12 protein-coding genes are annotated in these 12,781 nt (G+C 70.3%); 9 read left to right on the top strand and 3 right to left on the bottom strand.

What is annotated here, in order from left to right; translation table 11 throughout:
* Positions 1-56 precede the first annotated feature (56 nt).
* The 4 genes from FFI97_RS13300 (at position 57) to FFI97_RS13315 (ending at position 4,171) form a co-directional block, all read left to right on the top strand.
* Positions 57-1,385, top strand: a complete 1,329-nt coding sequence (locus FFI97_RS13300; RefSeq protein ID WP_139705185.1) for a porin — start codon at positions 57-59, stop codon at positions 1,383-1,385.
* Between the two features lie 22 nt (positions 1,386-1,407).
* Positions 1,408-2,256 carry an acid phosphatase gene (locus FFI97_RS13305; RefSeq protein WP_139705183.1) on the top strand — a complete coding sequence of 283 codons (849 nt, stop codon included), beginning with the start codon at positions 1,408-1,410 and terminating at the stop codon, positions 2,254-2,256.
* Between the two features lie 123 nt (positions 2,257-2,379).
* Positions 2,380-3,063: a hypothetical protein gene (locus tag FFI97_RS13310; RefSeq protein WP_095744436.1), complete on the top strand. Its 684-nt coding sequence runs from the start codon at positions 2,380-2,382 to the stop codon at positions 3,061-3,063.
* A gap of 85 nt (positions 3,064-3,148) precedes the next feature.
* Positions 3,149-4,171, top strand: a complete 1,023-nt coding sequence (locus tag FFI97_RS13315; RefSeq protein ID WP_062470813.1) for a Bug family tripartite tricarboxylate transporter substrate binding protein — start codon at positions 3,149-3,151, stop codon at positions 4,169-4,171.
* Between the two features lie 21 nt (positions 4,172-4,192).
* On the opposite strand, the gene FFI97_RS13320 is transcribed toward FFI97_RS13315, so the two are convergent.
* Positions 4,193-5,098 (bottom strand): LysR family transcriptional regulator, encoded by a 906-nt coding sequence (locus tag FFI97_RS13320; protein ID WP_062470965.1) that lies wholly within the window; start codon positions 5,096-5,098, stop codon positions 4,193-4,195.
* Positions 5,099-5,287: 189 nt separating this feature from the next.
* On the opposite strand from FFI97_RS13320, the gene FFI97_RS13325 reads away from it, so the two are divergent.
* Entirely contained in the window at positions 5,288-6,292 is a 1,005-nt protein-coding gene (locus FFI97_RS13325; RefSeq protein WP_139705179.1) for a Bug family tripartite tricarboxylate transporter substrate binding protein, read from the top strand.
* Between the two features lie 21 nt (positions 6,293-6,313).
* On the top strand, positions 6,314-7,861 hold the full coding sequence (locus FFI97_RS13330; RefSeq protein ID WP_139705177.1) for an amidase: 1,548 nt from the start codon (positions 6,314-6,316) through the stop codon (positions 7,859-7,861).
* A 13-nt stretch (positions 7,862-7,874) separates the two neighbouring features.
* Here the strand turns inward: FFI97_RS13330 and FFI97_RS13335 are convergent, their stop codons facing one another.
* Positions 7,875-9,221, bottom strand: a complete 1,347-nt coding sequence (locus FFI97_RS13335) for a PLP-dependent aminotransferase family protein (RefSeq protein ID WP_139705175.1) — start codon at positions 9,219-9,221, stop codon at positions 7,875-7,877.
* Between the two features lie 126 nt (positions 9,222-9,347).
* On the opposite strand from FFI97_RS13335, the gene FFI97_RS13340 reads away from it, so the two are divergent.
* The 3 genes from FFI97_RS13340 (at position 9,348) to FFI97_RS13350 (ending at position 11,781) form a co-directional block, all read left to right on the top strand.
* Entirely contained in the window at positions 9,348-9,977 is a 630-nt protein-coding gene (locus FFI97_RS13340) for a LysE family translocator (protein ID WP_139705173.1), read from the top strand.
* Between the two features lie 31 nt (positions 9,978-10,008).
* Positions 10,009-10,857, top strand: coding sequence for a PhzF family phenazine biosynthesis protein (locus tag FFI97_RS13345; RefSeq protein ID WP_139705172.1), 849 nt, complete (start codon positions 10,009-10,011; stop codon positions 10,855-10,857).
* Between the two features lie 291 nt (positions 10,858-11,148).
* Positions 11,149-11,781: a TetR family transcriptional regulator C-terminal domain-containing protein gene (locus FFI97_RS13350; protein ID WP_062470962.1), complete on the top strand. Its 633-nt coding sequence runs from the start codon at positions 11,149-11,151 to the stop codon at positions 11,779-11,781.
* Between the two features lie 29 nt (positions 11,782-11,810).
* Here FFI97_RS13350 and FFI97_RS13355 read toward each other — a convergent pair whose 3' ends face one another.
* Positions 11,811-12,749, bottom strand: a complete 939-nt coding sequence (locus tag FFI97_RS13355) for a LysR family transcriptional regulator (RefSeq protein ID WP_139705170.1) — start codon at positions 12,747-12,749, stop codon at positions 11,811-11,813.
* Between the last annotated feature and the right edge of the window lie 32 nt (positions 12,750-12,781).

The following is a 12,781-nucleotide window of genomic DNA, read 5'->3' on the forward strand; positions in this document are numbered from 1 at the left end:
GATGCGCACCAGCGGACTCGTTCATCCCTGAAGAAGCAAGCAAAGCAAGACCTGCCATGAAACATCACTCCCTCGCCGCACTGGCCCTTCTCGCTACTGCCGGTACTGCATCGGCGCAATCGTCCGTCACGGTGTTCGGCATCGTCGACGTCGGCATCAGCCGCTACACGTCCAAGAGCACGTACCACAGCCCCAACCCCTTCGCGCTGCCACCGGCGAACGCCGCGGGCGGCAGTGCGAAGACGAGCCAGACCGCGCTGTCGAACTCGGGCTATGCGGGCAGCCGCGTCGGCTTTCGCGGCACGGAAGACCTGGGGGGCGGCCTGGCGGCGAGCTTCTGGCTGGAGTCCGGCATCACCAACGACGACGGCGCCAAGGGCATCAGCAACTTCAACCGCCGCTCGACGATGAGCCTGTCGGGCCCGTTCGGCGAACTGCGCCTGGGCCGCGACTACGCCGCGACCTTCTGGAACGACACCGTCTTCGATCCCTTCGGCACCAACGGCGTGGGCACCAACCTCATCGCCAACATCAACAGCCGCATCGCCGCCATCGCCGGCCCCGGCTCCGTCGTGGCCGCGACCGACAACTACATCCGCACCGGCAACTCGATCGGCTACTTCCTGCCGCCGAACCTGGGCGGCGTCTACGGCCAGCTGCAGTACACGCTGCACGAGAACACCAAGCGCAGCGACCAGCCCGGCACGCCATCGGCCAAGGGCCGCTACGTGGGCGGCCGCCTGGGCTATGCCAGCGGGCCGCTCGACATGGCCATCGCCTACGGCCAGAGCACGGCCGCCGACAGCACCACGCTCAACGCGCTGGGCATCGCGACCGCCACGCAGGAGCGCAAGATCAACGCGCTGAACCTGGGCGCGTCGTACAACTTCGGCCCCGCCAAGCTGTTCGCCGAGGTCTCGCGCGTGCAGGACAAGAACGAGACGGGCACGCTGCAGAACCTGCCGGGCCTGGCGGTCCCGTTCATGAACACCACCACGCGCAAGGACAAGTACAACGGCTACATGCTGGGCGTGACCGTGCCCGTGGGCCCGGGCCTCATCCGCGCGTCGTACGCCTCGGTGAAGTACAAGAACGGCGCGCCGGCCGCGACCGACCTGAACAGCCTGTTGTGGGGCCTGAACGGCAACCGCGACACCACGGCCAACCAGATCTCGCTGGGCTACGTGCATAACCTGTCCAAGCGCACCGCGCTGTACGCCTCGGTGTCGCGCATCCGCATCAAGGACGGCTGGAACAACCCCGGCGTGATGGGTGCCATCACCGGCGGTTCGGCCGCCTACCTCACGGGCGGCACCGCGCAGGCCGCGGGCTGGGCGCCGCGCTCGTCGATGGGCTACGACTTCGGCATCCGCCACGCGTTCTGAGCGCATGCGAAAGGAGGTACCCATGGCTTTGAAACACCTGTCGCCGCTGCTCATCGCGGCCCTGCTCGCGGGCGGTTGCGCCACGCCGCCCGCGCCGACCACCTCGGCCGCCGACGTCGGCGAAACACGCCCGGGGTCGGGCTATCTCAAGGGCTACCTGGCCTCGGCCGAGATGCCCGACAGCCTGGCGCTGCTGCCGCCGCCGCCCGAGGCCAACTCGGCCGCGCTGGCGGCCGATGTCGCCGCGTTCCGCAGCCTCACCGCGCTGCAGGGTTCGCCGCGCGGCGCGCTCGCGGTGCGCGACGCCAACCTGCGCTTTCCGGAGGCGGCCTCCACCTTCTCCTGCGCGCTGGGCGTGCGCATCTCGGAGCAGCAGACGCCGCACCTGAACATGCTGCTGCGTCGCACGCTGGCCGATGCCGGCGGCGCCACCTACAAGGCCAAGGAGAAGTACCAGCGCACGCGGCCCTTCGTGGCGCTGAAGGCCGCGAGCTGCACGCCGAAGGAAGAAGCGCACCTGGCCAAGGACGGCTCCTACCCCTCCGGGCACTCGGCGCTGGGCTGGGCCTGGGCGCTGGTGCTGACGGAGCTCGCGCCGGAGCGCGCGGATGCGCTGCTGCAGCGGGGCCGCGCCTTCGCGCAAAGCCGCGGCATCTGCGGCGTGCACTGGCGCAGCGACATCGAAGCGGGACGCCTGATCGGCGCGGCGACCGTGGGCCGGCTGCATGCCAACCCGGTGTTCACGGCGCAGATGAGCGCGGCGAAGAACGAGATCGCGCAGGCACGCAGCCGCCCGGACAGCGCCCCGCCCGCGGCCGACTGCGCGGCCGAGGCGAACGCGATCGCGGGCTCCGCGGCGCTGACGCCCTGAGCGCGCGCCGCGCCCACTCGACCGCCTCGCCCACGGCCAGCGTGTCTGCGGGTTGTCGAGGGGAACGCTGCGTGTGCGAAGCGGGTAGCCTCGCCAACTCCAACCACTCCAAGGAGACCTCGCATGCGCCATCGTTCCGTTCTGTCATGGGGTGCCGCGGCCTCGGCGGTCGCGCTCCTCGCTGCATGCGGCGCCATGTCTTCGGGCAAGGACGCCAACCCGATGAGCTTCTTCATCACGAGTGCCAATCCCGGCAAGGGCGGCGACCTCGGCGGCCTGGCCGGCGCTGACCGCCAGTGCCAGGCGCTGGCCGCGAGCGCCGGTGCGGGCGGCAAGACCTGGCGTGCCTACCTGAGCGCCACCGAAGCGGGCGGCCAGCCGGCCGTCAACGCACGCGACCGCATCGGCGCCGGGCCGTGGCGCAACGCCAAGGGCGTGGTCGTGGCCACCAGCGTGGCCGACCTGCACAGCGCGAACGCCAAGCTCGGCAAGGACACCTCGCTGACCGAAAAGGGCGAGGTGGTCTCGGGCTTCGGCGACCCGGTCAACCGGCACGACATCCTCACCGGCTCGCGCCCCGACGGCACGCTCGCGCCGGCCGCCGCCGGCAAGGACACCACCTGCGGCAATTGGACGCGCAGCGTCGACGGCTCGGCCATCGTCGGCCACCACGACAAGAAGGGCACCAACCCCGACCCGGTCGCCAACGCCTCGTGGAACGCGTCGCACGGCACGCGGGGCTGCAGCGTCGACCAGCTCAAGCAAAGCGGCAGTGCCGGCCTGATGTACTGCTTCGCCGTGAACTGAGCCCGCAGGGCAGCGCCCCGGCCCGTGCGTCGATCCACGGGCGGGCGCGCTGCGATGTGCCACAGACGACCCATCGGAGGACTTCATGATCCAAGCCACCCAGCCCCTTCGTGCAGCGCCGCGGCGCCTGCTTCTTTGCCTGGGTGCCGCGGCACTCGGCCTGGGCGCCTTCGGGGCAAGCCCCGCGTGGGCGCAGACGGCCTGGCCCAGCAAATCGGTCACGCTGCTGATCGGCTTCCCGCCCGGCGGGCAGACCGACTTCGCCGGCCGCGTGCTGACGAACGGCATGCAGGGCGCGCTCGGCCAGCCCGTGGTCATCGACAACAAGGCCGGCGTGAACGGCAACATCGCGTCCGTCGAACTGATGAAGGCGCCGCCGGACGGCCACAAGCTGCTGGTGGGCAACGGCTCGATGACGATCATGCCGCACGTGTACACCAAGCTCGGCATCGTCGATCCGCAAAAGATGACCCCCATCGGCATCATGCTGCAGTCGCCGCTGGTGCTGGTGGTGCCCGCCACGTCGCCGATCAAGACCTACGCGCAGTTCGCCGAAGAGGTGAAGTCGCGTGCCAAGAGCGGCAAGGGCATCGACTACGGAACGGGGGGCGCAGGCTCGCTGATCCACGTCACCATGGAACTGCTGCGCGAGCGCCTGGGCAACCCGGCGATGAACCACGTTCCCTACAAGGGCAGCAGCCCGGCAATGGTCGACCTGATGGCCGGCCGCCTCGACGCCATGTTCGACGCCACCTCCGTCGTCGCGCCGTTCGTGAAGTCGGGTCAGCTGCGGCCCCTGCTGGTGACCAGCGACAAGCGTTCGCCGATGCTGCCGAACGTGCCCACCGCCGCGGAAAGCGGCATCAAGGACTTCAGCATCATCTCCTTCATCGGCCTGTACGGACCGCCCGGGTTGAGCCCCGAGGTCGTGAAGAAGGCCAACAGCGCCATGAACGCGGCACTGAAGGAGCCGACCGTCGTCAAGAGCATCGTCGATCGCGGGGACGAGCCCGGTGGCGGCTCGCCCGAGCAGCTCGGCGCGATGACGCGCGACCAGTACAAGATGTGGGGCGCCGTCGTGAAGGCGAACAACATCACGGCCGACTGAGCCTCGGCCCCGCGCCGCGCATCAGGCGCTGAGCACTTCGCGCAGGTGCTCGACGAAAGCGCGCGCCGCATCGGGCAGGCGCCGCCCCGCCATGCTCTGCACTTCGAAATGCCGCTCGTTCATCTCGCGGTCGCGCAAGGCGCGCGCCACGATCGTGCCGTTCTCGAGCTGCTGGCGCAGCGCGAGTTCGCCGCAGAAGGTCACGGCCTGGCCGTGCGCCGCGTAGTGCACCAGCGGGTAGAGATGGTCGCTGGTCAATGCCGCCTCGAGCGGCAGGCGCTGACGGGCGCAGCTGATGTTGAGCAGCTGGCGCAGCGTCGACGTGGGGGCCGGCAGCGCGAGCGGGTAATGGACCACCTGCGCCAGCGACACCTGCCGCCGCTCGGCCAGCGGATGCGAAGGCGCCATGACCGCGCACACGGGCGAGGGGTGCCGGATCTCGACGTCCAGGCCGTGCTCCGAGCCCAGGCTCACCGTCACGCCGAGATCGACCAGGCCTTCGCGCACGCGGCGCGCCACCTCGCGCTGCACGCACATGTCGAGCGAGAAGCGGATGCCGGGACAGCGCGCCTGGAACGCAGCCACCAGGGCCGGCAGGAACTCGTAGGCGAAGCCCTCGGTCGCGGCCACGCGCACCTCGCCCTTGCGCAGACCGCGCAGCGCGAGGATGTCGTCGGTCACGCGCTCGATGTCGAGCCAGGCCCGGCGCGCGTGCGCCGCCAGCAGCTCGCCGGCTGAATTGAGCGCCATGCCGCGGGCGCGGCGCTCGAACAGGAGGGTGTCGAGCTCGCGCTCGATGCGGCCGATCTGGCGGCTCACGGCCGACGGCGCCACGTTCAGCCGCACGGCCGCCTCGGTGACCGAGCCGACGCGCGCCACCTCCAGGAAGTAGCGCATCGACTCCTCCTGGAGCACGCGCTGGTTGATCGGGCGTTCGGTGCGCGCCCCGGTGCGGGCGGGGGCTGAAGGCTTGGAGGTGGGAGGTTTCATCGGCGTGGTCTGCGTTGCGCCAGCAGCAACGCAACCTTCCAATCATTGTGCTTGCTACACCGCAGGGCGTGCCCCAGCATTTCCCCTCCCCCCTCTCTCCTCTTCGCTCTACTGAAGGACCTGTCAATGAACGCTCCCTGTTCGCAAGCGCCGCAGCGGCGCTGGTGCTGTGCCGTCCTCGCGGGCCTGGCCGCATGCCTCGGCACGGCCCTGCCCGCGATGGCACAACCGGCCTACCCGACGCGCCCCGTCACGCTGGTGGTGCCGTACCCGCCCGGCGGCAGCGCGGACACGGTGGGACGCCTGGTCGGCCAGCGCCTGTCGGAGGAACTGGGGCAGCCGGTGCTCATCGACAACCGCCCCGGTGCCGGCACGGCGGTCGGCGCCGCGTTCGTGGCCAAGGCATCGCCCGACGGCTACACGCTGCTGCTCGGCTCGGGCTCGACCCTCACGATGAACCCGGCCATCCGCCCGAACCTGCCCTACGACGCCCTCGGCAGCTTCGAGCCGGTCGCGATCGTCGCGCGCATTCCGCTGATCCTGCTGGCCAACAAGAACGTGCCCATCGGCAACGTCAAGGAGTTCGCCAGCGCGGTGCGCGCGGCGCCCGACAAGTACTCGTACGCGTCCTTCGGCACGGGCACGTCCTCGCACTTCACCGGCGAGATCATCCTGCAGGCGGTGGGCGCGAAGATCATGCACGTGCCCTACCGGGGCAGCGCACCGGCCATGACGGACCTGATCGGCGGCCAGGTGCCGTTCTCGGTGGACACCGTCACCGCCGCCATTCCGCAGCTCAAGGGCGGCAAGGTCAAGGCGATCGCCGTGACCACCCGGCAGCGCTCCTCGCAGCTGCCGCAGGTCCCGACCTTCGCCGAGGCGGGCTACCCCGAGGTCGATGCCGACACCTGGATCATGGTCGTCGCGCCCAAGGGCACCCCTGCGCCGGTGCGCGAGCGGCTGGAGAAGACACTCGCCAAGATCGTCGCCACGCCCCAGGCCCAGGCGGCCCTGCAGGCCCAGGGCGCGGAGCCGGCCTTCGCTGGCGCCGCCGCCTCGCTCGCGCAGATTGAACGCGAACTGCCGCTCATGCGCGCCGTCGCCCGGCGCGCCAACATCCAGGCCGACTGAGTGCGGCACATTCCGAAAGCCATGACTCCACTTTCCTCTTCTTCCTCTTCCGAGCTCGTCGAACTCTCCGCCGTGGAACTGCGACGGCTGATCGGCACGCGCGCCCTTTCGCCGGTCGAGTTGCTCGAAGCCTGCATCGCGCGCATCGAACAGCTCAACCCCTTCGTCAACGCCGTGACCGCCACCTGCTACGAGCGCGCCCGCGCCGAGGCTCGCGCGGCAGAGCGGGCCGTGAAGAGCGGCGAGCCCCTGGGCCTGCTGCACGGCCTGCCGCTGGGCGTGAAGGACCTTGAGCCGACGGCGGGCCTGCTGTCCACCATGGGAACCCCCGCGTTGCGCAACCACGTGCCGTCGAACGACATCGAGCTGGTGCGCCGCCTGCGCGCCGCCGGTGCGATCGTGGTGGGCAAGACCAACGTGCCCGAGATGGGCGCCGGCGCCAACAGCCGCAATCCGGTCTGGGGGGCCACGGGCAATCCCTTCGACCCCAACCTCAACGCCGGCGGTTCGTCGGGCGGTTCGGCCGCGGCCCTGGCGCTGGACATGCTGCCGGTGTGCACCGGCTCCGACACCGGCGGCTCGCTGCGCATCCCGGCCGCCAAGTGCGGCGTGGTGGGCCTGCGGCCTTCGCCTGGCATCGTGCCCAGCGTGCGCAAGAGCCTGGGCTGGTCGCCGATCTCGGTGGTCGGTCCGATGGGCCGCGATGTGGCCGACGCCTGCCTCCAGCTCGCGGCCACGGCGGGCCCGCATCCGGGCGATCCCTTGAGCTATCCGCTGGATGCGTCCGCCTTCGCGCGGCCGGCGCCGCTGGACCTGTCGCGCCTGCGCGTGGCCTGGACCACCGACTTCGGCCTGTGCGATGTCGACCCGTCGATCCGCCGGACGATGCACGACCGCATGGCCGCCATGCGCGGGCTCTTTGCGGCCTGCGACGAGGTGCGCTTCGACCTGGGCGAGGTGCACCGCTGCTTCGACGTGCTGCGCGCGGAGGCCTTCGTCGCCGGCATGCGCGAAGCCTACGAACGCGCCCCCGAGAGCCTGGGCCCGAACCCGCGCAGCAACTACGAGATGGGCGCGCGCATGAGCCTGCCCGACGCGGCCTGGGCGCAGACGGAACAGACGCGCATCCTCCAGCGCTTTCAGAAGGTGTTCGAGAACTACGACCTGGTGCTCTCGCCCACGACGCCGGTGTCGCCCTTTGCCTGGACGCAGTCGCATGCGCTGCAGATCGACGGCCGCCCGCAGGAGAACTACTACCGCTGGCTCGCACTGACCTACGTGGTGACGCTGACCACGCACCCTGCGATCAGCCTGCCGTGCGGCACCGACGAGCGCGGCATGCCCTTCGGCCTGCAGGTGGTGGGGCGCTTTCGCGGCGACCTCGCGCTGCTGTCGGCCGCGCAGGCGATGGAACAGGCCTTCGCCCCCGATCCGCGGCTGCGCCGGCCGCGGCCCGATCTCGCACGCCTTCGCAAGGCCGAGCCCGCCCTCGACTCGATCGTGACCGCGCCGCCCGACGACCGGCACGCCAGCGTGCCCACCGACGGCGCCCCGGCACCGGTGGTCTGAGGTCCGCGCCGCGTCAGGCGCTTCGCTTCAGCAAGGTGGCCAGAAGCGCCAGGGCGCCGGTCAGCTCGTCGAAGCCGGTGCCGCCCAGGCAGATTCGCAGGCCGCTTGCACGGTCCTTCGGGTTCGCCATCAGGGTCTGCGGCGGGGTGAGCTTCACGCCGGCTTGCGCCGCCGCGGCCACGACGCCCTCGGCAACATCGCGCCGCATCGGCAGCCAGACGTTGTAGGCATCGGGATGCCAGACCAGTTCGCTGGCAGCGAGCAGCGAGACGGCCAGCCTGGAGCGCCGCCGGGCCTCGTGGCGCAGATCGCGCTGGACCGAGGCGACCACGCCGGTGGCCAGCCATTCATCGACCACCGCGCAGGAGAACGCCGACGGCGCCATGGGCACATCCTGCAGAAGGTCCTGCGCGGGGCCGCACAGTTCGGGCGGCAGTGCCAGCACGCCGACCTGCAATCCCGGACCGAGCGACTTGGAGAGCCCGTTCACATGCAACGCGATGTCGGGCGCCAATGTGGCCAACTGGGGCAAGCCGTCGGAGGCCGCTGCGTACACGCCGTCCTCGATGATCCAGGCGCCCGCGCGGCGGCACACCGCCACGATGGCCCGCCGTCGCTTCGCGCTCATCGTGGCCGTCGTCGGGTTGTGCAGCGTCGGGGTGAGATAGACCGCCGCGCTGCCAGCGGGCGCCGCGCCGTCGAGCGCCTGTGCGAGCGCCTGCGGCACCATCCCTTCCGCGTCCATCTCGACGCCCTGGATGCGACACCCCTTGCGCCGAGCCAGCGCGAGGGCGCCGGGGTAGGTGATCCGTTCGGTGAGCAGCACGCCTTGCCGCCCGCACACCAGATCGAAGGCCAGCGACAGCGCCTGGCGGGCGCTGCTGGTCAGGACCAGCTGCGACGGGTCGACCACCAGGCCGATCGTCTCGAGCCAGCGGGCGAGAACGCGGCGATGTTCCAGGTGCCCGCCGGGTGGCGCGTACAGGTTGAAGTGATCCGCGTCAATCTTGCGCGCGATGCCCGCCAGCGTGCGCGCCAGCACGCGCGCACCAAGCGCGGCCGGCGGCGCATTCGACGACAGATCGATCTGCCGGTCGCCGTGCGCCTGGTGGATCGCCACGAAGGTGCCCCGGCCCTTGACGCTGCGCGTGAGGCCCCTGCGCTCCAGGAGGGCATAGGCCTTCGTCACGGTGCCCAGGCCGATCTGCAGCGTCTTCGCCAGGTCCCGATGGGCAGGCAGACGATCGCCGCCCGCGAGCCGCCCCTCGACGATGTCGTCGGCCAGGGCCAGCACCACCCGCTCGGTGGCATTCGTGCCGTTGCTTGCCAGACGGGGCGTCCAGGAGGATCGAAGGAGCACGTGCGCGGCCTCGCAAATAAAAGTGTCACGTGACACTTTTTGAATATCCCAATAGTGTAACTTTCACTCCTCGGCCTCCATCGCGCTGAAGGCCGCTGAAGACACCCTTGGTTTTGGAGCACCCGCATGGCCGTCAGCCAGATCGCACTCGTCTACGGGACGTACCTCATCGCCACCGCCAGCCCGGGGCCGAGCAACATGGCCATCATGGGCACCGCGATGCGTGACGGCCGTCGCCCTGCGCTCGCGCTTGCGGCCGGCGTTGTCACGGGCTCGCTCTTCTGGGCGATCCTGGCGGCGACCGGTGTTTCCGCGGTCCTGACCGCGTATGCGCAGGCGCTTGTCGTGCTCAAGATCGCCGGCGGCCTCTACCTGCTGTACCTGGCTTTTCGCGCGGGCCGGTCCGCCATGCGACTTGGCGCCGACGCGGTGAAGAACAGCGCGGAACGCGGCGCATTGCGCTACCGCACCCTCTACCGCCAGGGCGTGCTCATGCACATCGGCAACCCGAAGGCCATCATGTCGTGGATCGCGATCATCTCGCTCGGCGTGCACCAGGACACGCCCGCCGGCGGGTTGCCGGCGATCGTGGGCGGCTGCGTGTGTCTCGGCATCATGGTGTTCGGCGGCTACGCGATCGTCTTTTCGACCGCGTCGATGATCGCGCTGTATGCGAGGCTGCGACGCTGGATCGAAGGCGTGCTCTCGGCGGTGTTCGCGGCCGCGGGGCTCAAGCTGCTGGCCTCGCAGAACTGAATCCAATGAATCCCAGCGAAAGACCGAACGCATGAGCATCACCGTCCACATGGTCGACGTCTTCGGCGCCGGCCCGCTCTCGGGCAATCCGCTGGCGGTCGTCACCGGCGCCGACGCGCTCGCCACGCACGACATGCAGCAGCTGACGCGCTGGTTCAACCTCTCGGAAACCGCGTTTGTCTTCGCCCCCACGCACCCGGAGGCGGACTACCGCGTGAGGATCTTCACCCTGGACCGGGAGATGCCCTTTGCAGGGCACCCCACGCTCGGCAGTTGCCACGCCTGGCTCTCGGGCCAGGGCGCGCCCAGGCAGCAAGCCACGGCGATCACGCAGGAGTGCGGCGCGGGGCTGGTCCAGATTCGGCGCGACCAGGGACGGCTCGCGTTCGCCGCGCCACCGCTGATCCGCTCGGGCGCACCGACCCCGGCCGAACTCGAGGACGCACGGCGGCTGCTGGGCATCGAAGCCGACGACATCCAGGACGCGGCCTGGATCGACAACGGTCCCGGATGGTTGGGGATTCGGCTGGCGTCGGCAGACAAGGTGCTATCTCTCGATCCGGCCCGACGCTGGCCCACCCGCATCGACGTCGGCGTGGTCGGCCCTCATGCCGAGGGCGGCGATGCGGCCTTCGAAGTGCGCGCCTTCTTCACCGACCATCTGGGCGCCATCGTCGAAGACCCCGTCACGGGCAGCCTCAATGCCTCGCTCGCGCAGTGGCTCTTCGCCACGGGCGTGGCACAAGACGACTATGTCGCCGCGCAGGGGACGCGCCTGGGCCGGCAGGGCCGCATCCACCTGACCCGCGACGACGCCGGCCAGGTCTGGGTCGGCGGCGACACGCGCACGCACGTCAAGGGCGAACTGGACGGCCTCTGATCCGTTCACGCAAGGCCTGCACAGACTTCACTCTGACTTCACCTGCGTTGCGCACACTACGTTTCGACAGCGGTTCGGCGCTGGTAGAGGCAAGGGGAAGAAAAAAGTAGCTCAGGGAAACGCCTCGATGCCGACCGCTGTCACCTTTCATCGCCCATCGAGAAAGGCGCAGGCGCACTCATCGCAAGAAAGGGCCACGGGCCAAGGATTACCATCGGCCGGGCGCACGCCGCGCCTCCCACGCCCATGACCGTCGCCACCGCCCCTGTGCCCCCTGCCATCGCCCAAGAAATGCCCGCCCCCGACGGCCCGCTGTCGCGCGCGAGGCCGGGGCGCGAACGCATCATGGCGGCCATCCGCACGGCGGCGGTGACGGAGTTCAGCCTGCACGGCCTGAAGGGCACCTCCACCCAGGCCATCGCCGCGCGCGCCGGCCTCACCAAGCCCCAGCTGCACTACTACATCGCCGGCAAGGAAGAGCTCTACGAAGAGCTGCTGATGCAGGTGCTGCATGCCTGGAAGGTGGTGTTCTCGTTCGAGGACGCCAGCGACCCGGCCACGGTGCTGGGCGACTACATCCGCAAGAAGCTCGACCACGCGTTCGACAACCCGGAGATCTCGCGCATCTTCACGCGCGAGGTGCTCGACGGCGGACGCAACCTCGACCGCTACTGGCCCAACGCGCAGGCGTGGACGCAGAAGAAGGTCGACATCATCAACGGCTGGATCGCGCGCGGGCAGATGCGCCCGCTCGATGCGCGCCTGCTGCTGATGCACATCTGGGCCATGACCCAGAGCTACGCCGACTACGCGATCCAGACGCGCGTGATGCTCGGCCTGCCGCCCGAAGCGCCGATCGACCGCGAACCGATCGCGCGGGAACTGGTGGCGTTCGTCCTGGGCGGCTGCGGCATCAAGGCCTGAGCCCCGCGCCGTCCGCGCACCGCCCTCGCTCAGCCCACGCGCGCCTCCCAGACCTGGCCCGTCGGGTCGGCCAATGCAAGCCGCATCATCTCGATGAAGCGGCGCAAGCGCGCCGGCTGGAAGCGCGTGTGCGGGTAGGTCAGGTAGACGGGCAGCGGCGCCACATGCCATTGCGGCACGAGCTGCACCAGCCGTCCGGCGGCGATGTCCTCGTTCAGCAGCCAGGCCGAACCCAGGCAGGCGCCCAGTCCCATGCGCGCCGCGCTTTGCAGCGCATAGAGGCTGTCGGTGCTCATGCGTGGACGGATCGGCACGCGCGCGATCTCGCCGGTCGGCCGGTGCGTGAGCAGCACCTCGTTGCGATAGAAGGTGCGCAGCGCGAGCCACGGCAGCTCGGCCAGTTCCGCCGCGTGCGCGGGCGGCGGGCGGCCCTCCAGCAGCGAGGGCGCGGCGACCACCACGCGCGGAACCTCCGAGACCTTCACCGCCACGGCCATCGCGTCGGTCATCTCGCCGACCTGGATCGCGCAGTCGACGCCCTCGGCGATGAAGTCGGGCCGGCGGTCGTTCAGCAGCCATTCGACGGACACGCGCGGATAGGCGCGCAGGTACTCGGCCAGCGGACCGACCAGCAACAGCTGGCCCAGCGCATGCGGCGCCACCACCCGCAGCGTGCCCTCGGGCTCGTCGCCGACGCCACGCAGGTCGGCTTCGAAGGCGTGCCAGTCGGCGATCAGCTCTCGGGCGCGCTCGTAGCAGCGCTCGCCGTCTTCCGTGAGCTTCATGGCGTGCGTGGAGCGGCGCAGCAGCCGCACGCCCAGCGAGCGCTCCAGCGCCTGCAGGCGACGGCTCACGGTGGGCTGGGTCGCGCCCATCTGGAGCGCGGCGGCCGACAGGCTGCCGGCCTCGACGATGTGAAGAAAGGTCTGCATCAGCTCGATGCGGTCGACGGCAGGTGAAGTTGACATGGCCTCATTTATACGTTTGGCGTATGGGCATT

It is taken from the genome of Variovorax sp. KBS0712 (assembly GCF_006323185.2).
Classification (GTDB): domain Bacteria; phylum Pseudomonadota; class Gammaproteobacteria; order Burkholderiales; family Burkholderiaceae_C; genus Variovorax; species Variovorax boronicumulans.

Excerpts from the sequence above, each read along its gene's own strand:
- FFI97_RS13300 (WP_139705185.1), top strand. The coding sequence starts at position 57 with ATGAAACATCACTCCCTCGCCGCACTGGCCCTTCTCGCTACTGCCGGT.
- FFI97_RS13305 (WP_139705183.1), top strand. The coding sequence starts at position 1,408 with ATGGCTTTGAAACACCTGTCGCCGCTGCTCATCGCGGCCCTGCTCGCG.
- FFI97_RS13310 (WP_095744436.1), top strand. The coding sequence starts at position 2,380 with ATGCGCCATCGTTCCGTTCTGTCATGGGGTGCCGCGGCCTCGGCGGTC.
- FFI97_RS13315 (WP_062470813.1), top strand. The coding sequence starts at position 3,149 with ATGATCCAAGCCACCCAGCCCCTTCGTGCAGCGCCGCGGCGCCTGCTT.
- FFI97_RS13325 (WP_139705179.1), top strand. The coding sequence starts at position 5,288 with ATGAACGCTCCCTGTTCGCAAGCGCCGCAGCGGCGCTGGTGCTGTGCC.
- FFI97_RS13330 (WP_139705177.1), top strand. The coding sequence starts at position 6,314 with ATGACTCCACTTTCCTCTTCTTCCTCTTCCGAGCTCGTCGAACTCTCC.
- FFI97_RS13340 (WP_139705173.1), top strand. The coding sequence starts at position 9,348 with ATGGCCGTCAGCCAGATCGCACTCGTCTACGGGACGTACCTCATCGCC.
- FFI97_RS13345 (WP_139705172.1), top strand. The coding sequence starts at position 10,009 with ATGAGCATCACCGTCCACATGGTCGACGTCTTCGGCGCCGGCCCGCTC.
- FFI97_RS13350 (WP_062470962.1), top strand. The coding sequence starts at position 11,149 with ATGCCCGCCCCCGACGGCCCGCTGTCGCGCGCGAGGCCGGGGCGCGAA.
- FFI97_RS13355 (WP_139705170.1), bottom strand. The coding sequence starts at position 12,749 with ATGTCAACTTCACCTGCCGTCGACCGCATCGAGCTGATGCAGACCTTT.